Here is a 22,204-nt window from a genome sequence, read left to right on the forward strand (position 1 = left end):
CTAAATCAGAACAATTTAACAACAAGCGCTGTTCCCTAACAGATCAGTACGAAACAAATGATGATGTTCTCAACTAACTTTAAGGCTTAATATGGGTGGATTGGAAATATATCCAGGTAGCCCTTATCCTCTTGGCCCTACATGGGACGGCAAAGGCGTAAATTTTTCCATATACGCCGGACATGCAACTGCGGTGGAGCTTTGCCTGTTTGAAGAAAATTGCGGGGAAAATTATGTAACGGTCAACTTGTTCGAACGCAGCAGTGGAATTTGGCATGTGTATATTCTTGGTATACTCCCCGGGCAATGTTACGGATATCGTGTTTATGGTCCTTTTGATCCCTTAAACGGCCACCGCTACAATCCCAACAAATTGCTGATCGATCCTTATGCTAAAGCCATATCCGGGGCTGTTAACTGGCACGAGTCCCTTTATGGCTACGAAGTGGGAGAAAACGATTTAACTTTCAGCACTTTAGATAGTGCAGCATTTATTCCTAAAGGGGTCGTGGTGGATTCGGCGTACGACTGGGAGGACGTCCCCGCTCCGGCTACAAGTTATCACGAATCCATTATCTACGAAGCGCATGTGAAGGGCTTAACGCAACTGCATCCCGAAATTCCAGACGAGATTCGCGGTACCTATTCTGCCATTGCCCATCCTGTAATTATACAACACTTAAAGTCGCTTGGCATCACCGCTATTGAACTCATGCCGATCCACCAGTTTATTAACGACAATGTTTTAGTAGAAAAAGGGCTCAGCAATTATTGGGGATACAATACCATCGGTTTTTTTAGTCCGGACACCAAATATTCTTCCCGCGGAACACTCGGGGGACAAGTAACGGAATTTAAAGATATGGTCAAAGCGCTCCATAAGGCGGGAATTGAGGTGATCCTTGATGTCGTTTATAACCACACGGCCGAGGGAAACCACCTTGGTCCCACGCTCTCTTTCAAGGGGATCGACAATGCGGAATACTACCGATTAACGGAGGATAAGCGCTATTATATGGACTATACCGGAACCGGGAACACATTGAACGCGCATTTTCCGAGTGTACTCCGACTAATGATGGACAGCCTAAGGTATTGGGTCCAGGAAATGCATGTGGATGGTTTTCGTTTTGACCTTGCCTCAACATTGGCAAGGGGATTAGATGAAGTCAACATGCTTGGTGCCTTTTTTAGTGTCATCCACCAGGATCCGGTCATCTCCCAGGTAAAACTGATCGCAGAACCCTGGGACATCGGCGAAGGGGGATATCAGGTGGGTAATTTTCCTCCTGGCTGGGCAGAGTGGAACGGAAAATACCGGGATTGTATCCGGGATTATTGGAGGGGAGAGCACAGCATGCTCGGTGAATTTGCATCCAGGTTTACAGGTAGTCCCGATCTTTACCGGGATGACAACCGTCGGCCAACCGCCAGCATCAATTTCATCACCGCGCATGATGGCTTTACTTTGCATGATCTTGTATCCTATAACCAAAAACACAATGAGGAAAATGGAGAAGACAATAAAGACGGGGAAGACCACAACCGATCCAGTAACTATGGGGTTGAAGGGGAGACTGACGATGCAGCCGTTAACTTGATTAGAAATAAACAAAAAAGAAACATGCTGGCCACACTCATGCTCTCGCAGGGCGTACCGATGCTGCTGGCTGGCGACGAAATGGGCCGCACACAAAGAGGCAATAACAATGCCTATTGTCAGGACAATGAGCTCAGTTGGATCAACTGGCCTCAAGCTGATCTGGAACTGCTCAGCTATACGCAAAAGCTCATCAGCTTTAGAAGAGCACACCCCGCATTTTGCCGCAGAAGGTGGTTCCAGGGTCGGCCTATAAAGGGTTCCGGGATTGAAGATATCATTTGGTTCCTGCCTGAAGGGTTTGAAATGCAGGACCACAATTGGGAGCAGGATTTCGCAAAATCGCTTGCCGTGTATTTAAATGGCAAAGGCCTTAAAAGCAGGGATGTTCACGGTAAGAAGATTTTCGATGATCATTTTTATGTGATCTTTAACGCGCATGATGAAGGGCTTGATTACAAACTCCCACCTGCGCAGTATGGGTCAGAATGGGAGGTTATCCTGGATACGAACTTTGATGTCATTCCAGAAACGCCAAAATATCAGCCTCAGCAGGAATTGCACGTCGCAGGCCGGTCTATTGTTGTACTGAGTTCAGCTATTAACTAATGCATTTACCAGAAAGAAATATTGGAGTCAACTTCGACAGGGTTGGCCAGGCGCATGTCCTGCTTTGGGCGCCACGCGCGTCTCAGGTAGCTATCTTGTTCGGTAGCCAGCAAATCCTGCTGCAGCCGCAGGAACATGGGTACTGGTACCTGGAAACTGATCTGCTAATAGATGGCGACAAGTACCATTTCCTGGTAGACAATGAAAAATTGCCAGATCCGGCCTCGCTTGCTCAACCCGAAGGAGTTCACGGCCCTTCGCAAGCACTAAACATGCATCTTTTTGATTGGGAGGATTCCGACTGGCGCAATCATCCGCTAAACGAATACATGATCTATGAGCTCCACACTGGTACTTTTTCTCCCGAGGGTGATTTTGATGGGATCATTAACCGATTGGAGCACCTGGTCAACCTGGGCATAACGGCAATAGAACTGATGCCGGTTGCATCCTTTCCAGGTACACGCAACTGGGGCTATGATGGCGTTTTTCCTTTTGCGGTGCAGAATTCCTATGGCGGGGCACTAGGTTTAAGAAACCTGGTCAATGCTTGTCATGCCAAAGGTATCGCCGTGATTTTGGATGTGGTCTACAACCATCTCGGCCCTGAAGGAAACCAACTGGAGAAATTCGGCCCTTATTTTACTGACCAATACCAAACGCCCTGGGGAAACGCTGTAAATTTCGATGATCGGGGTAGTGACGCCGTGCGGAATTTCTTTATAGATAATGCCCTGATGTGGTTCCGGGATTTTCATGTGGATGCTTTGCGATTAGACGCTGTTCATGCCATTAAGGATTTCAGTGCCGTTCATATTTTGCAGGAGATCAGCCGGAAAACAGACATCCTAATGGCGCAAACTGGCCGTGTTCATTACCTGATTGCAGAATCCGATCTCAACGACCCAAAATACATCACCGACCTGGAAAATGGTGGCTATGGTATGGATGCCCAGTGGGTGGATGAGTTTCACCACGCACTGCGCGTTACCGCCGGTCAGGAAAAATCCGGCTACTATTCAGATTTCTCCGGAATTGAACACCTGGCCAAGTCTTTCAAAGACGCCTACGTTTATACTGGCATGTTCTCTACGGAGCGCGACCGTACATTCGGGAAAGCCGCCACAGCTCATCCCGGTAAGCAATTCATTGTCTTTTCTCAAAACCATGACCAAATCGGTAACCGCATGCTCGGCGAGCGGACCAGCGAATTGGTCAGTTTCGAAATGTTAAAAGTAATGGCAGCGGCAGTCTGCGTTTCTCCCTTTTTGCCCATGTTCTTCCAGGGGGAGGAATGGGGTGAAACCAATCCTTTTCAATACTTTGTGAGCCACACAGATGCTGAACTGATCGAAATGGTTAGAAAAGGCCGTCGCGAAGAGTTCGCAGCAATGCATTCAGGGGGAGAAGCTCCTGATCCGCAGGCCTTGTCAACCTTTAACAATTCCATGCTCAACTGGGATTTGTTACAACAGCAAAAGCATGCAAGCCTGTTTCGTTTCTATCAGGATCTGATTGCCCTGCGTAAAAATCAGCTGGCATTGAAAATGTGCGACCGACAGGCCACGCATGTTCATTTACATAAGGCGCAGGAATGCCTGGTGATTGAGCGTGGATTAACCGGTAGTGCCAACCTCATCCTTTGTGTGCTGAATTTTTCTGGAAAGGCCCAGGTTTTGCCGCTTCCCACAAACTTAAAAGATAGGCGCTTGCTACTGGATTCAAACTCCAACAGCTATTCCGGTGTTATTTCAAATTCATTACTTTCATTTACAGAGCATAGTATTCACATTCAGCCCGAATCTTTTATTGCCTATTCCGCTACCTATGTTTAATCCGCAATCCACCTACCGCATACAGTTTCATGCCGACTACACCTTCAAACATTTAAAAGAAGAGGTCGACTATTTAAAGCACCTTGGCATTAGAACCTTGTACGCCTCGCCAATTTTTCAGGCTGCACCAGGCAGCATGCATGGTTATGATGGTACAGATCCAAATCAGGTCAACCCGGAATTGGGTACACTGGATGAATTAAAAAGTTTAAGTGCCGCACTCAAATCGGCCGGCATATCCTGGATTCAGGATATTGTGCCCAACCACATGGCCTTTCATCACCACAATAAATGGCTGATGGACGTGCTTAAGTATGGCGAAACTTCTGCTTATAGAAAGTACTTCGATATTATTTCTGAGGATTTGGGCAAAGAACCAATAATGGCTCCTTTCCTCGGGACGGACGTGGAGACCGCTATGGCGAACGAAGATCTTGTCTTAACAAAAATTAATGGGGAACATTTTTTAAAATATCACGAGAGCCTTTGGCCACTGCGGGAAGATACAGACCTGAACCTTCCCATTCAAGATATGGTTAGTCAGCAGTATTACCGACTGTGTAACTATCAGGAAAGTCATACGGCCATCAACTACCGCCGCTTTTTTACCGTCAATAGCCTGATTTGCCTAAATATCCAGAACGAGAATGTCTTTAATGAATACCATCGCCTGACCAGGGAATTGTTAGTGGATGGAACCATTCAGGGTATTCGTATAGATCATGTAGACGGACTTTATGATCCAACCGCCTATCTTTATCGCCTCCGGGAACTTTGCGGACCAGAAACCTATATTGTAGTGGAGAAGATTCTGGAACCGGGAGAGGTCCTCCCACAAAACTGGCCGGTACAGGGCACCACGGGTTATGACCATCTTGGATTGGTTAACCAACTTTTCACCAACCAAAAAGCAGAAAAGAAATTCAATAAGTTTTATAAAAATCTGGGTCATTTTCGTACGACAGTTCCACAGCAGGTTGAGCGCAAGAAAAGGGAATTCCTCCAAAAATACATGCAGGGCGAACTGGAAAATTTATACCAGTTGTTCTTGTCGTACAACAAACCCCAACCGCCGCTGCCAGACAATACCATTTTCCGTGAGCTCATTGCTGCATTTTTGATCGCTTGTCCGGTTTACCGATTCTACAATGCCCTCCAGCCGCTCGCGGCAGCTGATCGTGAAGCCATTGATGCCATCTTCGACAGGTTAAAAGAAGAGCCCCAGTTTGAACCGGTGCTTCCTTATTTTCGCAAGCGCCTTTTTGCCGGAGAAGGGCAATTTTTCCTCCGGCTGATGCAGTTCACAGGACCGCTCATGGCCAAAGGCGTGGAAGACACACTGATGTATACGTTTAACCGGTTCATCGGCAGCAACGAAGTGGGCGATTCGCCAGAGCGTTTTGGTATTTCAGCCAAAGATTTTCATGAAGAAATATTGGAAAGACAGCACCGCTGGCCGCTCAGCATGAACGCCTCTGCCACACACGATACCAAAAGAGGAGAGGACGCCAGGGCAAGATTAAATGTGCTGACAGATCTCAAGGGCATTTGGCTAAAGGAGGTTGCCGACTGGAAAATCCTGAATGCGGATGAAATTCAACATCAGCAGCCCAATCAGAATGATGAATATTTTATCTACCAAAGTTTAATTGCTGCCTGGCCAGATTTAGAGCAGGAACAGCAAGATTTTGCCGGAAGGTTTTTGGAATATACCGAGAAGGCGCTCAGAGAAGCGAAAGACCAGTCCAATTGGGATGAGCCTGATCAGCAATACGAGGCCGACTGCAAGCGGTTCATTTCCGTTTTATTAGATCAAAAACGTCCTTTTTGGTCGGCATTTCAACAGTTTAACGAAAAGGTTGCTGCGCTCGGTAAAATCAATTCATTAGCCGCGTTGATCATCAAACATGGAACGCCTGGCATTCCTGATACCTACCAGGGCAGCGAATTTTGGGACTTAAGCTTCGTAGATCCCGATAACAGGCGGCCGGTCGACTATGAGCTTCGAAATAAGTTCCTGAAAGAAATCGAAAAGGACGTCATAGAATTGCCGGAATTATGGCGTAATGCTGCTTCAGGGAAAATCAAATTATTTTTCTTAAATCAGTTGCTCCAATTACGAAACCGCCTGCCGGATGTGTTTGAAAAAGGTACATATCAGCCCCTGGAAGTCAGCGGAAAATATTCGGCAAATGTCTTTGCTTTCGCCAGGCGATACCAAAACGATTACCTCATCTTTGCAGTTCCCCTTAATTTTTCAGCGCTTAATGATGAAATCGTGCAGCCAGGTAAGGCAGATTGGGAAGATACCAGCATCGTACTCCCTGATTTTATAGCTGGTGAATGTCACGATTGTCTGAAAGACCTGCAGGTTAAAACAGGAAATTCTTTACGTTTGGGTCAAGTTTTTGATGAACTGCCTTTTGCTGTTTTACATTTCAAAAAACCAGCGCATAAGCGTTCTGCAGGGATACTGTTGCATGTGTCTTCTTTACCTTCTCCATATGGTATCGGCGATTTCGGTCCGTCCGCCAGTAGTTTTCTTTCTTTTTTAGCCGCGGCAGGTCAAAAATATTGGCAATTATTGCCCATGAATCCCCTGGCTGAAGAGCAGTCTTATTCGCCATACAGCGCCACATCTGTCATGGCTGGTAATGTTTTGCTCATTAGTCCCGATTTGCTATTGAAGGATGGTTTACTGGACCAGGCAGATCTGGACAGTCATGCCCGCAAAACCAGGAGAAAAGTCAGCTTTGAATTGGCAGAGCAACTTAAACAGGAGCTGTTGACCAAAGCCTGGCAAAATTTTCGACAAACCGATCAGCAAGATTTTGAGAAGTTTTGCGCAGCACAGGCAGGTTGGCTGGACGACGATGCGCTTTATCAGGTATTGAAAAAATTGCATTCAGGCAGGCCGTGGTTTGATTGGCCAAAGGCCTTCAAACAACGCTCCGCTAATGCGCTGACCGTCATTTCGGAAACCCGGCATGAAATGATCACTGAAATCAAATGGCAACAATACCAGTTCTTCAGGCAATGGGCAAAAATCAGGCAAGAAGCAGCTGTCCTGAATATTCAGCTGATTGGCGACATGCCCTTTTATGCTGCGCTTGATTCTGCGGATGTCTGGGCAAATCCCCAGCTTTTTCAAATAGATAACAATGGGAAAGTTCTTGGGGTCGCAGGTGTGCCGCCAGATTATTTTAATGCAGACGGACAAATGTGGGGGATGCCAGTTTACAACTGGTCGGCCATGGCCAAACAGAAATACCGCTGGTGGATCCAGCGTATAGAAAGAAACATCGCCTTATACGATCTGGTTCGTTTGGATCACTTTAGGGCATTTGTGGATTATTGGGAGATTCCTGCACAAAGCGAATCCGCAAAATCAGGAAGTTGGAAGTCCGGTCCATCAACCCAATTTTTTAACGCCATGGTCAGCCATTTTGGTCAGCTCCCTTTTATTGCGGAAGACCTCGGTGAGATTACCCCTGAAGTGTTTCAACTTCGCGACCAGTTTGCATTACCCGGGATGAAGGTATTGCAGTTTGCCTTCGGCGAAGACCTGCCTGAATCCATTCATGCTCCTCATAACTATAATACCGACAATTGCATCGTCTATACCGGTACGCACGACAATAATACCACACTCGGATGGTACCTGGAGGAAACGGATTTGGATACCAGGACGAGATTATCCCAATATATTCGCAAAAAAGTAAGTAAAAGCAATGTAAACGCAGAGCTGATCGCGATGGCCTATGCCTCGGTAGCCAAAATTGCGATTATCCCCATGCAGGATTTGCTGAACAAAGATGGCAGGGCCCGTATGAACACCCCCGCCTCTGTCAAGGGAAATTGGATGTGGCGATTAAAGCCGGGCGATCTAAACCAGGGAATACAAAAAAAGCTCCACCAACTGGCAGAGCTTTTCGGGAGGTAGATGTATCTTTAATTATTCTGCAGCAGCTTGCTCATTCACAAAGCTTTCTGCAATTTGAGTTAATGCAACATCAGTTGCTTTTTCGTTTTCAAGTGTTTGAGACAATAGATCTACTACATCAGTGTGGCCCATATTTTCAGCAAATACCCTTAAAGTTCCATAAGTTGCAATCTCGTAATGTTCTACTTTTTGAGCAGCTAAGATCAAACCGGCATCACGTACTAGAGTGCCTTGTTCCGTATCCTCAATAATGCTGTCTGCCTCTGCAAGTAACCCTTCCATGGCATCACATTTTTTAGCTGCTGCTTTTTCATCCAGCAATCCGAAAACTTGTTCTAAAGTTGCAATATGGGTTTTGGTCTCTTCCGTGTGTTTTTCAAAAGCTGCTTGCAATTCCGGACTGGTCGCCGCTTTTTTCATTTTAGGCAATGCCTTTGCCAGGTGTTTTTCTGCCCAATAAATGTCTTTTAGTTCATCTACAAAAAATTCATGGAATTCTGAATCTTCCATCTTGCCGGTTTTACCGGTCGGTTTAGCAGATAACTTTACGCTGCCTGCTGCGGCAGCTGTTTTCTTAGTCGTGGTTGCAGCTGTTTTTTTGCTGCCCGTTTTAGTTGCGGTTGCCATAATATATTATTTTTTGTGTTCGATATTTAGCTTAATAACGCACCCAAACTTTATTTGTTTAATTATAATAAAATAAGGTGTTTACTACTGATATGCTGCGATTTATACGTGAAGCGTTGCAAATAAATATAAAGATGAAAGCCCCGGCAATTAGCCAGGGCTTTCATCAAAAAAATATAATTAAAATGAGTTGGTGTATTAATTAGGACGCAATGGCTGCTTTGCCGAAGCTTTTACTGTACATCTTAAAATTGTCCCTAAGTGCTTGTCTGGCTACCTGGATCCTTGACTTCACTGTGCCCACTGGAAGATCCAGCTCTTTGGCAATTTCCGCGTAAGAAAGTCCCTCAAAATACTTAATGAAAGGAATGGAATACGCGGCGTCTAAATCGTTTATCGATGTCTTAAAGTAGTTTCCATGATTGCTGTTGAAAGCCATATGAGTTTATATTAGATTGCATTTTACAAATAACAATTCACGTACCAAGAAAAGTACTTACCTTTCGCTAATCTTAGCACTCACATGATAAAGATATTGTTGGTCGAAGACCATAAAATAGTTCGTAATGGCATCAAGCTTATCCTGGAAGCTGATCCTCAGCTGGAAGTCGTTCAAGAGGCAAAGGATGGTCAGCAGGCCCTGAAATTTCTTGATGAAGGCCTGGAGATTGATATTGTACTTGCCGACATCCAAATGCCTGAAATGGGGGGTATAGACCTGATTGGGGAAATAAAGCTAAGATTTCCGGAAATCAAGATCATTGTACTCTCGATGTTTGAAAATCAAAAGTATGTTTCTCAAGCATTCAGCAAGGGTGCATCTGCCTACTTGATCAAAAATGTGGATGCCGCTGAGTTGATTTTCTGCATAAAGCAAGTCCACGCGGGCCAGCAATACATTTGTGCGGAGATCTCTTTTAAACTCCTAGATCATTTTACACTTCATGGTGCCATCAACTTCGAACCGGGAAATGCTATAGTGCTTTCCTCACGGGAAATCGAGGTATTAAATTGTATTGCAGAAGGTTATACCAATATGGAGATTGCTGATAAGATCTTTCTTAGCAAGCGAACCATAGAAGGCCACCGTCAGTCTTTACTTGAAAAAACCAAATCAAAAAATACAGCTGCACTAATCCGCTATGCCGTAATGAATGGCCTTTTAAGTTAAACACCAGGAGAGTTAGATTTTTTTATGTCATTTCTTAAATTATGACTATGTTTAAATCGATCTTCCTTATATATGTGTTAAATTAAAATCGGCCCCTGATGTGCTCATGAGCGGCCATTAGCTATAAATTGGAACTGATGAAAATCAAACAACACCTTTTCTCCAACCAAACCTGGACTGCAGCAGATTCCCTGTTAAATGAAGTGCAATGCCAGCTCGTCCTGGTATTTGGTTCACCTGCGTTGATCGTTAAACCAGAAATTCAGGATTCATTGAAAGGATGGTATCCAAATGCCTGCATCGTCTGCGCATCAACTGCCGGAGAGATCATGGACGATGTCGTGTACGACAATACAGTCGTCGCAACTGCAATAGAACTGGAGAAAGGCCGCATCAGTTGCGTAAATACCACCATCAAGCAGCATGAGAACAGTTTCGAAGCTGGTAAATTTTTAATGAGCGCGCTTTCTAAAGAAGATTTGAATTGCGTTTTTATCATTTCTGATGGAACGTTTGTAAACGGTAGCGAATTGGTCAGCGGCTTTAACCAAAACAACGAAACTCAGGTGCCCATCACCGGTGGCCTTGCCGGCGATGCGGCCAGATTTGAAAAAACGTTTACGGGACTTAATGAGATTCCTTCGCAAGGAAATGTGATTGCCATTGGATTTTATGGCAAGGATTTGCAAATCGGTCACGGCTCCTTTGGCGGCTGGGATGAGTTTGGTCACGAGCGTATGATCACCAAATCTGATAAAAATGTGTTGTACGAGATCGACGGAAAAAATGCGCTTGACCTCTACAAGCAATATTTAGGGGATTACGTCAACGAACTGCCCGGCTCAGCGTTGTTATTTCCACTTTCTATCCGGATTAATGGTTCCGATAAAAATCTCGTACGTACCATACTTAGTGTAAATGAGGAAGAAAAATCCATGACCTTTGCAGGTAATCTTCCTGAAGGCAGCAAGGTGCGGCTGATGAAAGCCAACTTTGACAAGCTGATCGAGGCTTCATCAACAGCAGCTAAAAATTCCATCAAAAACCAGCAAACGCAATTGGCCATCTTAGTGAGCTGCGTAGGTAGAAAACTTATTTTGCAAGACCGGACAGATGAAGAAGTAGAAGCCGCTAAAGCGATCCTTGGTCCTGCTGCGGCAATTACAGGTTTCTATTCTTACGGTGAAATTTCTCCGTTCACAGAAGGAACGCAGTGCGAGCTGCACAACCAAACCATGACCATCACCACTTTAACTGAATTATAAATGATGGAATACCACAGTACGCTGAACCGTCAAATCAAAAAGCTCCTTCCTGAAAAATACCTGGCCGATCAAACGATCCTGAATTTCCTGGATCAGATCAACAACTCTTTCCAGTCTTTTGAGAAGGCAAAAAAGATTTCGGATCACGCCTTCACCATCAGCGAAAGGGAATACCAGGAAGTCAACAACCACCTGCACAAAGAAAATGAGATCAAGCATCAGTCGATCTCAGAACTAAAGAAAGCGATCAGTTCCCTGGCCCCGGATGCGATGCCAGACTTCGAACATTCTGAATATGACCTGATCCACATCATCCAGTTTTTGCAAGAGCAGATCGATAAGGCAAAAGAACTGGAAACCCAGCTCATCGTTTCTAAAGATATTGCAGAAAAGGCCGCGCTCACCAAGTCGCAATTTCTTTCCACCATGAGTCATGAAATTCGAACACCAATGAATGCGGTCATCGGTTTCACGCACCTGCTGCTGAAGATGGAGCCGAGGCCGGACCAGATGGAGTATCTCCGCCTGCTTAAATTTTCTGCGGAAAATTTACTGGTGCTGATCAATGACATCCTGGATTTCAGCAAAATCGAAGCCGGTAAAGTCGAATTTGAAGAAGCTGATTTTAGCATAAAGGAACTGGTTAGCAACATCAGGCTCGCGTTATTGCAAAAAGCCAATGAAAAGAACATTCAGCTGAAGTTGCTGATCGATCAGGATTTGCCGGATGTGGTTAAAGGAGATCCGGTCAGACTTGGGCAAATCTTGACCAACCTGATTGGTAATGCCGTAAAATTTACCAAAGAAGGAAAGGTAACCATCGTTGCATCTTTCAACAAGCGCACACTTACACATACCATTATAGATTTTGAAGTAACGGATACCGGTATCGGCATTCCGGAAGACAAGCTGCCTTATATTTTCGACAGCTTTACACAGGCTGCCTCTGATACCACGCGTAAATTCGGTGGAACTGGTCTAGGCTTAACCATCACGAAAAAGTTATTGGAACTCATGGGCAGTAAAATAAAAGTGAGGAGTGAATTCGGTAGGGGTTCAGAATTCTGTTTCAGTCTGGAAATGAAAAACAGCGATGTGCAGTTCATCAGCAAAAACAGTGTTCACGAGATAGAGACCAAAAGCTTAAAGGGTGTTAAATTACTGATTGCGGAAGACAATGCCATTAACGTGATCCTGGCCAAACAATACATGATGATTTGGGATGTGGAATGTGATGTGGCAGAAAATGGAGAGATTGCTTTAACACTTGTTCAAACGAATGATTACGATATGGTATTGATGGATCTGCAGATGCCGGAAAAGGATGGATACCAAACTACGATAGAAATCAGGAAACTGGCGGGTGAGAAATACCAGAAACTACCGATTATCGCTTTGACGGCTTCCGCCATGTTGGATATTAAAGATCAAGCTTTTGTGGTGGGGATGAATGATTACATCAGCAAACCTTTTAACCCGGATGAGTTGTACCGCAAAATAGCGCATTATGCCAATAAATAGCCGGTAAAACATTTCCCAATCTTCTGTGTTGTGTATCAACCAAATATAGATATACCCATTTCAGCAACAAGCTATGAAAAACACTTACGAGGAAAGCAAAATGAGCAATAACGAGATCAACGTATTGGAATACTACGAAGTTGAGTACTGGGCAAAGCATTTTAGGGTCCGTCCGGAATCAATAAGGCTGGCAGTTCAACGCGTAGGTAACCTGGTTACAGAAGTAAAGAAATTTTTAGGAAAATAGCATAGAAAAACCCCGGGCCTTCATCCAAAAGCCTCGGGGAAATAAAACTATGGCCTGTTTATTTTTTTATGAGCAGTCTCATAACAACGAGCAGCACCAGGACCATTCCTATACCTGCAATCCAAATGAGGGTATTACTTGGCAAGCTGTCTTTGATAATTACTTCTTTGTTAGCCGTTGCGGACTTTTCTATTTTTGCCGTTGTAAATCCCGATTGATTAACCTGCTCTTTTATGTTTTTGTGGCCCAATAAAGAACCGTCTGTTCTGTAAAAGTATTCATTGGTTTCTTTTGTGGCCTTCGTTAAATCCAGTTGACTGAGCCCGGCAGTGGCTGAAGTAGTTTGCAGTTCATGACTTTGTTCCCTGGTCGTTTTCTTCATCAAACTGCACCGGGTCATCAACATCAGCCAGCAAAGTAGCAGGATTGATTTTTTCATAACCGATAACCTCCTTTCCAGTCTGCATAGGCCTTTATCGATCTTTTATGCCTTAACCTGCGGTATACCCCGTCGCCTTCTCTACCCCCTGATCCATTGGTATTTCCTTCTATGGTTTTTACCCAATCGCCCTGAACCCCGGTTACCAGTCCACAATGCGCAATTCGCTTTAGCGCAGGAAAGTAAATCCCGAAAACATTACCGGGTGCAGCAGCTTTAACCAATCTGGAGTTGGGGAAAAGGTCTGGCGACCAGCCTGTTCTCGGCGCAGCATACCCCGCTTGTTTGAACACCCAGGAGAGGAAAGCTGCACAATAGGGCTGCCCTTGTTTTAAACCCACAGATGCCAAATATTCTTCAACCCTCTTCCCATCATTTCGACCTGTGGCTTCCCTCACCCAAAGTTCAGCTTCGGCAATAGGGATCAGTTTTTTATAAACAACCCTCCGGTTAAACGCCCTGCTCTTGGCGTCAAAATGTTTGCCCATGAGCATGCGGTTCATTTCCCTGGTCTCAGGGTACTCATAGATAGCGGAAGTAAAGATTGGCGACCTGGCAGACATCTCAGCATCAGCTAACAGATGGCGATCAGGCAGCCTACTCCCACCAATGCCAGCAAGGCATAGGATGCATAGAGCAATTTCAATTTTTGCCATGGTGGTAAGGTATTAAATTGTGAAACCATATTTCTCGGGGCTGGCAGTCCAATCAATCGCCACAAGTGTGAAAGCAGTAATGCGGAAATTCCAATTACAACCGGCACACACAGCAACGATAGGAGTATGAGCATCCAGATGGTTGGGTCGATGTACCCTGCAGTAGGATCTAAACCCAAATTGTAATGGGGTAACAACCAACATAAAAAGCAGATATTCATCATGTAAAGTATGATTTTGAATAGCACCCAGTACCTCGACTGGTGTAATCTATCAAGCAGTAATTTCATTTTTTTTGAATTTTTGTTTGTTAAAAAGAGGGGCCATCAAATGATGGACCCCCGGTTAATTAATCTCGCGGACTACAGTACCGCGATCAGGCCTAAGTACTTGCTTTCTGAAACCAGGTCTCTTGTAAAGACCGAGTTGAAGGCTACGTACACATGAACCGATTCTCCGCTCAAGTCTGCAGGCAGACTCAAGGTGTAGCTTCCCACAGAACGGGCCACTACATTTTGAACAGTCACAAACTCATTAGTTGACGGATGGAAAACCATAATCGACAGCTTGTCGTCCGACCTCCTGAATTTATTGTCTGTACCTGCGGGCGACCAGCTGAAATCCAGTTCTCCGGCTGCACCGGCAATCGCCTGCAATTCGGATGGCAGTCTCAATTTGCCCTGGCTGAACATCACTTTCGAATAGTCCAGCATAAAGTTCGGTGAGACGCCGGTGATGGCTTCCTTTAAGTGATAGGAAACGGCCACATTCATTGGCGTCTCTATTTCACTTAAACTTTTGTAGCCTACATCGATCAAGTCGCCGATCCAGCTGCAGAAACCGGTGACCAGTCCGAATTTAATGCGCTGGTCCAGCTGCTTTTGGGTTGGGGCCTTACCACTAATGCGTGGCAAGCCTTTGATGATGTCTAATCTGCGCCAGTAAGATCCGATTACTGAACCTGCTTTGTTTCGGAATCCGCCCAGGATTCCACCTCTAATAATTCCCATTTTTTCTAAGGATTAAAAATTTATAAATCTGTTAATTCGTAATTTTGATCTTCAACAAGTCGGCTTACCTTCCCGGGTGTAATCCATCAATGTCCCGTCAAACATTACGATACAAAGAGAAGGAATTTAAAAATCCTGTGGTAGTGCAGGGTAGTGCATGCACCATACGTGGATAACCGACAAAATCGACTCCGATATTAACACTGAGGCCGAAAATCCCGTGTAAAAAAATAAATGAAATAGCTCCACAGGAACCAATAAAGCCTATTTATAGTGCAGGCCTAATTCGTAATAGTTGTTCTACGCTTTTTGATCAGATTTGCTGTGTATTTTCTGTACCTCATATTAACTGCTGATGATGACTTAGCATCTTATTTTGGATGGTTACTAATTTACCCAGTTATAGGTGCCAATTTTGCAAACTGGATTCGTTTTTTAGTAGTGGGCATCCTGAATAAAAGTGTATAAAGTTATTTTGGCAGGCGACCATACGATTGTTATGGCCGGATTGGAATTAATCATTGACATTTAATGACGGTGATTAGCAAGTAAATAGCGATACACGCAAACAAAAGCCGGCCCCATTATCTAATGGCAGCCGGCTTTTAACTAAAAATAAAACTAATTTTATACACCTTATGCATATTGCATTTTATTCTTTTTACAAGCGCCGTGCCATACGAGAAATGCCTTTGATGAACCGTAGAAGTGATTTTGAATGATGACTTCAAAACGGTTGCCGTAAAGTTCGTAAATCGTTTGGTTTTATTTGATCCGTTTACTTTTGTTCACTTCTTTCGAAAGTACATCCACTTTTTGTGATAACTGGTCATAAAGGCTTTTTTGTTCATTAAGTTTGATTTTCTGGTTCTCCAACTGTTTATCTTTTTCTATCAAATACAAAGTCAGTTCTTCTATCTTTTTAAGTAACAACATATTAAACTCACCAAGTTTCAAGCCATCTTCCTCAACTTGTGCTGCTGAGGGGATTTCAGGTAAATGCTTGTTCTTGATGATGTATTTTTGTACATCAGCTAAGCTTCTTAAGGTGTATTTTTTTTCAAAAACGTAATCAGGAACAGGAATTGATGAATTTACCTGAACTTCCTTCGCATGAACAGATCCGTTGACTGTTAATAAGGCATCAGGAGTGTTTGTCCCAATCCCTACATTACCATTTGAATTTATTCTCATTTTGGCAGTACCACCTAAATTGAAAACAAAAGAGCCGGTCGCAGTGAATTGGAGCAATTCATTACTTCCGCCATTATTCGCGATAGTCGCTGCAGCGTTATTAAATTTTATAGCTGATCCCATACTTCCAGTGCCTTCAAATCTCATTGCACCATTGGCTGCTCCAAGTCCTGCGAAATTTACAGTTCCGTTACCTGCCGCTACATCTAATTTATGAGAAGGATTATTTATTCCAATGCCAACTTTGCCTGATGCGATACGAAGATCAGGCAAAGATGATGCAGCATTGTCAATACTACCGAAACTGATGATATTGCCCTGAATATTTAAGGGAGCGAAACTGCTGGTATTTCTATTGTAGGCTTGAAGGTATCCTCCACTACTAGTGTAAAACACTTCAGTGCCTACGCCACTACTGGCAATGTCAGCGCCAGTAAACCTTCCAGTGCCCAATACTTCTAATTTGTTTCCCGGATTCATTGTCCCGATGCCGATATTGCCAGTATTTGATATAAACATTCGGGAAGTGAGGGACGCAGTAGCCCCTAGGCCACCAGTATTATTGGCAGCAGTTTGCAGATCTATACCGCCATTCCCCTGTCCATTTAATAGAATTCCAGTTCCATAGCCACTGCCAGCATATTTATACCCTAAATTATAATAAAGGTTATGATAGATGGCGGGGCTTCCTGTAAGCGTGATGGCACCGTTAATATGGAGTTTATTAACAGGAGATACAGTACCGATACCTACGTTGTTTAAATTTGTATTGGCAATGTTAGTTGTATCTGTGGCAGTAGTTACCCATTGTGCAGTGGCGCAGATAGAAAACGAAAAGAATAAAATAAAGAGGCTAAATAGATTTTTGTTCATGTTGTTAAGGGCCAGTTATAAGTTATAAACATAGTTTTTTAAATAATATTTGATATTTGAATTAGCCTTTTGAGATTAAATAAATATAAGTATTGTTATTCTAATTTACGATTAGTAAATTACATACAATTTAAAGTCAAAGTATTAGCCTCTCATGAATACCAAAACTCCCATAGCTTATTCTAGCTTGAGCTTTCAGCCTGCGCCATTTTGTTGTGTATTTAAAAAATTTTCTAAAAATTGCAGAGTTGATATTGTTCAGGCAATTTTAGTCATTTTTTTGACCTGCTTGAATATGAAAGTCCATGCTCAAACCAATGCTTTCCCCGCTAGCGGAAATGTTGGTGTCGGGACAACCAATCCAGTGCACAGTCTTCAAATTGGAAACTTTAATGGAGGATCAATCCATCAATTGGTAATCCCCGGTGTTTACAACTTTGAACAAATCCGGTTGGGACAAATTGGTAACGGCAATAGTGCATTAGAATTTGTAAATCATATTAGTACCAACAACTCGTATGGAATAAGATTTTTAGTAGATACTGATCATGGTGCTAAGGGTTTACAACTCCAATATTCTGGATCATCATATTCTTATGGAGGGTAGACCTACCAGACAGGCTTTTATATGAATCCAGAAGGAGGAGTGGGAATAAATACAACTGCTGTTCCGTCAGGCTATAAGCTGGCTGTAGCGGGAAATATGGTCGCGGAATCTGTAAAAGTGAAGCTTCAGGGTGCATGGCCGGATTATGTTTTTGCTAAAGAATACGAACTCCCTTCGCTGCAAGCCACAGAGCAACATATTAAAGATAATGGTCATTTGCCGGGAATTCCATCCGCCGCGGAAGTAAAGGCGAATGGGTTGGATTTGGGAGAAATGAATGCGAAGCTGTTGCAAAAGATTGAGGAACTGACGCTGCATCTGATTGAGCAGACTAAAAGTATTAAAGATTTAGCTGAGCAAAATAGAAATCTTAAGGTGGAGGTTGAAAAGGTGAAAACTAAACTAAGCAATTCAACATCAGGTAAATAAAATTTATAGCAATGAATAAGAAATTAATGTTCTTTTTAATGGTTTTGATAGGGGCCACGGGATACTCGCAGACTCTACAAACAGTCTTGAGTAATGGTAATTCCAGCACACTTCCTATTAGAATTTCTGGACGAACTGATCTAGGAGAATTATATGATCCAGCACAGTATGGTGCTGTTCAAATTGTCAGATCGACAAGCCAGGGTAGTGGCTATCACCTATCTTTTGTCAGAAGTGGAAGCATGATTTATGGTATGGGGTTTCCTAATAACTCAGACAATTTTGCAATACAGCCTGGTGCTAGTAATTTGACCACAGCTGGAATTTTTATGAACATTAGTGGTTACGTTGGGATTGGAACAACTACTCTAACCAATCCGCTTTCGGTACCAATTACAAATAGTGGTCAGGGTATCAGTCTCGGAACTTATGCTTCTTTAAATGCGGGGCAATTTGCTTTTATTGGTTTGACTGGTGCAAACGGGACATTCAATAACGGTAATCTTTCTGCTGGAGATAACGGTTCCACCGGAATGGCAATTGTTCATACTTCAGGAGGTTTGGGTAATAGCGCCGAGATAGCTTTTGTAACACATAACAACGGATCAGATTCGAAAGAACATTTGCGAATTGACAGACTTGGAAATGTGGGAATTGGAACAATTACTCCTTCTGAAAAGCTTTCTGTAAATGGGAAGATCAGAGCACGGGAAGTTAAAGTGGAGACAGCCAATTGGCCTGACTATGTATTCGCTAAAGAATACGAACTCCCATCGCTGCAATCAACAGAACAGCAGATTAAAGAGAAAGGTCATTTGCCGGGAATTCCTTCCGCTGCGGAAGTAAAAGCTAATGGGGTTGATTTGGGAGAGATGAATGCGAAGTTGCTTCAAAAGATTGAGGAACTGACTTTGCATTTAATTGAACAAAGTAAGAGGACCAGGAAATTAGAGGAAATCATCTTAAAAAGTAAATTAAATTAAGCTACAAAAATTAGGATTTGTAATATCAGAAAATTTAAATCTAGTTAAGAAAAAATGCTGGATACTAGATATAAAGGCGTTTATTTGGTAGCTAATAAGTTAATTAACGCTATGTCTAGAAATACAATTTTTACATTATTTTTTTTATGTATCGCTGCCCAAACTGCGGCTGCACAAAATACTTATCCTTGGCCATCCACAGGGAATATTGGAATTAGAACATCTACGCCACTATCACCATTGTTTATTGTTGGTGATGCAAATGGCGCCGTGTTGAAGCTTACTAATAATGCTGATGTTGGATTGGAATTACGTAGCACAGGTAATAACGCCCAATATATTGATTTTGTAAACAATTCGACCGACAATGCCTTTATCGGATCCCCAGATTTTAGCGGCCGTATTCTATATAACTTGGGAGCCGTACCTAATGGGTTTCAGATTATTACTAACGGAGATGGGAATGCCAAAATGGTAATTACGAATTCGGGAAAGATAGGTATTGGTACATTAACTCCTCAAGCAATACTTTCATTAGGTGGTAGCATTGCCCACGATAAGTTGACCATTTATGAAAATGCTAATTACAAATGGGGTTTTGGAATACAATTACATCAATTTGAACAATATTTTGCAAGTGACAATATAGATAACCATTTTTCATGGGGCAGCATGAGTTATGACGGAAACAACACATTTAGTGAAATGATGCGCCTGGATGGATCGGGGAATGTAGCTATAGGGACAGTTGACCCTAAAGGTTATAAACTGGCTGTCGCAGGAAATGTGATTGCCAATTCTATTCGAGTAAAACCAACAGGTGCATGGCCTGACTTTGTTTTTGATAAGGTTTATAAAATGTTATCATTAGGTGAAACAGAGAACTACATAAAAAAATCCAATCACCTACCCGGTATCCCGTCTGCTGCTGAAGTTAAAGCCAATGGTGTTGACTTAGGGGAAATGAACTTGAAATTGCTTCAAAAAATCGAAGAAATTACTTTACACCTTATTGAACAGCAAAAAGCGATTGAGACTATGAGGAAAGAAATTTTATCTTTAAAGAAAGGAAAATAGGGTTTGTTATCTAAGTAAGGTAATTGTTCCTGATTGATTGATTTCCTTGTCGTTTATAGTTTTAACTCTAATCTGGAAAAAATAAACACCCACCGGTAGGTCCTTGTTTTGGTGCTGACCGTTCCAATTGCTTAGGATATTGGTGTTTTCAAATACCTTGATACCCCATCTGTTCAAAATAACAATATGATACGCCCTTAAATTGACCATACTGACTTGGAATTCATCGTTTACTCCATCTCCATTGGGTGTGAATACTGATGGGATAAAAATGTCTGCATTATCAAGCAAAACTAAGCGTCCCTTTGCTACAGTGACTGCACAATTGTTTGCAGAAACGGCCGTCAGCGATATATTGTAGGATCCCGCTGCAGTATAAATGTGTGTGGGATTTTTTAGATTGGAAAAGCCCTGATCTCCGAAATCCCAACTATAAGTATCGGCATTTATTGATTGATTAATAAAGGAGATAGTAGTTGGAATGGCATATTTTGTGTTTAGTGGTGGATTGGTATAAAACTCTGCTATTGGTTTTTTTGATATGGTAGGAATGTTAATTGTAGCGGCATCGCTTTCGCAATCGCCAAATTTGGTCGTCAATTTATAATCTCCGGAATTTTCAGGGCCCGTAATTTTTATTTCTGGATTTTGTTCGGTGGACGAAAAATTATTTGGTCCCGTCCATTTGTAAGTAATATTCGGATTAAAAAAAGTTGTCAGTTTTAATAGATCATCAACGCACAAGTTTAAATTTGATGCAGTAATAATTGGTAGTGCTGGTTTCTCAGTCACCTGGAAATTGTAGTAACTCGTAGTGGTACACCCCGCTGTGGTTTTTGCTTCTAATGTTACAGTTTTTTGTCCATATGATGCATATGTTATTTGGTAGGGACCAGTTGAATTGGCAGTAGCAGAATTGGCGCCCTCGCCGAAATTCCATTTGAAAGAATTAAAATCTCCTTGCTGCACAGCAAAAGAAAAGCTTTGCTGGGTGGTGCATTCGTTATTCTTGGTGGTTTGGATTTCAATTGGAGGGCCGCTAAAAGAGCCATTTCCCCCAAATGCCAATGTGAAGCCATTATTTGCACTTGAAAAATTATCGATCAAAAGTGCATAGGTATGACCTTTAATCATATCAACATATTTCAGAAATCCATCCTGTCCAATTGGACAACCTTTTTGTTCTGACAAATCTGTTGAATTCAAATCTAAACCTGTTTTAAAATAAGAAGGACTGCAACTTATTCCATTCCCTGCCGCACATCTTATTGCATTAGATGCATTTACATTTATGCAGTCGCCAGTTGGTCCAAGATCATACAAAACCCAATCAATATCGTCCGTGTCTGAGGTTGGTGTGATGGTGAATGTGAGCGTACCATCGTCTGCAGCAATCCACTTATACCATGCAGAATTTGACTCTCCATTTAAACAGGTCCCCGCAGATTCTTGATTGTTATTGCCTGCACCAGATAGACTTAATTCAGTGAATGTTTCCTTACTACAAACAAAAGAAGCGGTACTGCAGTCTTGACCTGGTTTTATTGCAGGTGTATAATTGTTAAGACAAAGTTTAAATGTACCTGTAGCATTGTTACTTGCACTGATTCGGATATAATATTCCATACCTATAATCAAACCGCCTTTGTATGCGGTAGTGGTATTGTTTGAGGTGGACATGGACCCAATGTTTTCAGTAAGAACAGTCCCATTAAAGGTATAGAAGGCCACTAGTGGTGTTTGAAGCGTATTGATGCTCATAGCACTAGTTTTTCCAGACACGGTTGCAGAAACGTCGGTTTTTAGTGCAGTGAATTTAAACCATACGTCTTTCCCATCAGAAGGCCATAGAGACGCTTTTTGAAATCCGCTGGCTGTTGCATCAATGTTACTGAATTCAGCATCAAGTGAACAATAACCATTTGAAGACGATAGACTGGTTGCGTTACGAACATCATCATTTATCGGAACGGCACCAAAAAGTTCTAGAAATATGGGATAAAGTAAATATAAGAAGAGGGAAAAGCGCATTCAGATATAGCAATTATATACTTTTTGTGAATATACTACACTTTATTCTTACCACAAATTACGACTCAACATTAAATACAAAAATAG

At 42.7% G+C, this 22,204-nt stretch carries 19 protein-coding genes; 11 read left to right on the forward strand and 8 right to left on the reverse strand.

The genetic code is table 11. The features are described from left to right. Positions 1-100 precede the first annotated feature (100 nt). The 3 genes from glgX to treY are packed head-to-tail and all read left to right on the forward strand — an operon-like array spanning position 101 to position 7,987. Positions 101-2,209 carry a glycogen debranching protein GlgX gene (gene glgX / locus ACXZ1K_RS05160; RefSeq protein WP_458972314.1) on the forward strand — a complete coding sequence of 703 codons (2,109 nt, stop codon included), beginning with the start codon at positions 101-103 and terminating at the stop codon, positions 2,207-2,209. Then, the gene (gene treZ / locus ACXZ1K_RS05165) at positions 2,209-4,044 is read left to right on the forward strand and encodes a malto-oligosyltrehalose trehalohydrolase (protein WP_458972315.1); all 1,836 of its coding nucleotides are present in this window, start codon (positions 2,209-2,211) and stop codon (positions 4,042-4,044) included. The genes glgX and treZ overlap by 1 nt, the downstream gene beginning before the upstream one ends. Further along, positions 4,037-7,987 (forward strand): malto-oligosyltrehalose synthase, encoded by a 3,951-nt coding sequence (treY, locus tag ACXZ1K_RS05170; protein WP_458972316.1) that lies wholly within the window; start codon positions 4,037-4,039, stop codon positions 7,985-7,987. The genes treZ and treY overlap by 8 nt, the downstream gene beginning before the upstream one ends. Before the next feature lie 12 nt (positions 7,988-7,999). Here treY and ACXZ1K_RS05175 read toward each other — a convergent pair whose 3' ends face one another. Together ACXZ1K_RS05175 and ACXZ1K_RS05180 are read right to left on the reverse strand one after the other, a co-directional pair. Next, positions 8,000-8,614 (reverse strand): YciE/YciF ferroxidase family protein, encoded by a 615-nt coding sequence (locus ACXZ1K_RS05175; protein ID WP_458972317.1) that lies wholly within the window; start codon positions 8,612-8,614, stop codon positions 8,000-8,002. Between the two features lie 202 nt (positions 8,615-8,816). Further along, positions 8,817-9,053, reverse strand: a complete 237-nt coding sequence (locus ACXZ1K_RS05180; RefSeq protein ID WP_458972318.1) for an RNA polymerase sigma factor — start codon at positions 9,051-9,053, stop codon at positions 8,817-8,819. A gap of 84 nt (positions 9,054-9,137) precedes the next feature. Between ACXZ1K_RS05180 and ACXZ1K_RS05185 the strand changes: the two genes are divergently transcribed. From ACXZ1K_RS05185 to ACXZ1K_RS05200, 4 genes are all read left to right on the forward strand, one after another. After that, positions 9,138-9,785, forward strand: coding sequence for a response regulator (locus ACXZ1K_RS05185; RefSeq protein ID WP_458972319.1), 648 nt, complete (start codon positions 9,138-9,140; stop codon positions 9,783-9,785). A 137-nt stretch (positions 9,786-9,922) separates the two neighbouring features. Beyond that, positions 9,923-11,050, forward strand: coding sequence for an FIST signal transduction protein (locus tag ACXZ1K_RS05190; RefSeq protein WP_458972320.1), 1,128 nt, complete (start codon positions 9,923-9,925; stop codon positions 11,048-11,050). Further along, a complete protein-coding gene (locus ACXZ1K_RS05195; protein ID WP_458972321.1) occupies positions 11,051-12,571 on the forward strand; it encodes an ATP-binding protein in 1,521 nt (506 codons plus the stop codon). Between the two features lie 73 nt (positions 12,572-12,644). Next, positions 12,645-12,818: a DUF3606 domain-containing protein gene (locus ACXZ1K_RS05200; RefSeq protein WP_458972322.1), complete on the forward strand. Its 174-nt coding sequence runs from the start codon at positions 12,645-12,647 to the stop codon at positions 12,816-12,818. Between the two features lie 58 nt (positions 12,819-12,876). Here the strand turns inward: ACXZ1K_RS05200 and ACXZ1K_RS05205 are convergent, their stop codons facing one another. The 5 genes from ACXZ1K_RS05205 to ACXZ1K_RS05225 all read right to left on the reverse strand — a co-directional run bounded on the left by ACXZ1K_RS05205 (position 12,877) and on the right by ACXZ1K_RS05225 (position 16,990). After that, the gene (locus tag ACXZ1K_RS05205; RefSeq protein ID WP_458972323.1) at positions 12,877-13,257 is read right to left on the reverse strand and encodes a hypothetical protein; all 381 of its coding nucleotides are present in this window, start codon (positions 13,255-13,257) and stop codon (positions 12,877-12,879) included. Next, positions 13,254-13,913, reverse strand: coding sequence for a C40 family peptidase (locus ACXZ1K_RS05210; protein WP_458972324.1), 660 nt, complete (start codon positions 13,911-13,913; stop codon positions 13,254-13,256). The genes ACXZ1K_RS05205 and ACXZ1K_RS05210 overlap by 4 nt, the downstream gene beginning before the upstream one ends. After that, the gene (locus ACXZ1K_RS05215) at positions 13,832-14,203 is read right to left on the reverse strand and encodes a hypothetical protein (protein ID WP_458972325.1); all 372 of its coding nucleotides are present in this window, start codon (positions 14,201-14,203) and stop codon (positions 13,832-13,834) included. The genes ACXZ1K_RS05210 and ACXZ1K_RS05215 overlap by 82 nt, the downstream gene beginning before the upstream one ends. A gap of 72 nt (positions 14,204-14,275) precedes the next feature. Continuing rightward, positions 14,276-14,923 carry a DUF6266 family protein gene (locus tag ACXZ1K_RS05220; RefSeq protein WP_458972326.1) on the reverse strand — a complete coding sequence of 216 codons (648 nt, stop codon included), beginning with the start codon at positions 14,921-14,923 and terminating at the stop codon, positions 14,276-14,278. Between the two features lie 765 nt (positions 14,924-15,688). Beyond that, positions 15,689-16,990 carry a hypothetical protein gene (locus tag ACXZ1K_RS05225; RefSeq protein WP_458972327.1) on the reverse strand — a complete coding sequence of 434 codons (1,302 nt, stop codon included), beginning with the start codon at positions 16,988-16,990 and terminating at the stop codon, positions 15,689-15,691. Positions 16,991-17,285: 295 nt separating this feature from the next. Between ACXZ1K_RS05225 and ACXZ1K_RS05230 the strand changes: the two genes are divergently transcribed. From ACXZ1K_RS05230 to ACXZ1K_RS05245, 4 genes are read left to right on the forward strand one after another with little or no spacing between them, the layout of a single operon-like run. Further along, positions 17,286-17,597, forward strand: a complete 312-nt coding sequence (locus tag ACXZ1K_RS05230; RefSeq protein WP_458972328.1) for a hypothetical protein — start codon at positions 17,286-17,288, stop codon at positions 17,595-17,597. A 21-nt stretch (positions 17,598-17,618) separates the two neighbouring features. Next, positions 17,619-18,026 (forward strand): hypothetical protein, encoded by a 408-nt coding sequence (locus tag ACXZ1K_RS05235; RefSeq protein WP_458972329.1) that lies wholly within the window; start codon positions 17,619-17,621, stop codon positions 18,024-18,026. A gap of 11 nt (positions 18,027-18,037) precedes the next feature. Continuing rightward, positions 18,038-19,009 carry a hypothetical protein gene (locus ACXZ1K_RS05240; protein ID WP_458972330.1) on the forward strand — a complete coding sequence of 324 codons (972 nt, stop codon included), beginning with the start codon at positions 18,038-18,040 and terminating at the stop codon, positions 19,007-19,009. 54 nt (positions 19,010-19,063) lie between these two features. Further along, on the forward strand, positions 19,064-20,086 hold the full coding sequence (locus tag ACXZ1K_RS05245; protein WP_458972331.1) for a hypothetical protein: 1,023 nt from the start codon (positions 19,064-19,066) through the stop codon (positions 20,084-20,086). Positions 20,087-20,092: 6 nt separating this feature from the next. On the opposite strand, the gene ACXZ1K_RS05250 is transcribed toward ACXZ1K_RS05245, so the two are convergent. Further along, entirely contained in the window at positions 20,093-22,117 is a 2,025-nt protein-coding gene (locus ACXZ1K_RS05250; RefSeq protein WP_458972332.1) for a T9SS type B sorting domain-containing protein, read from the reverse strand. Positions 22,118-22,204 lie beyond the last annotated feature (87 nt).

The sequence above is a fragment of the Pedobacter jaeyakensis genome, from assembly GCF_054461315.1.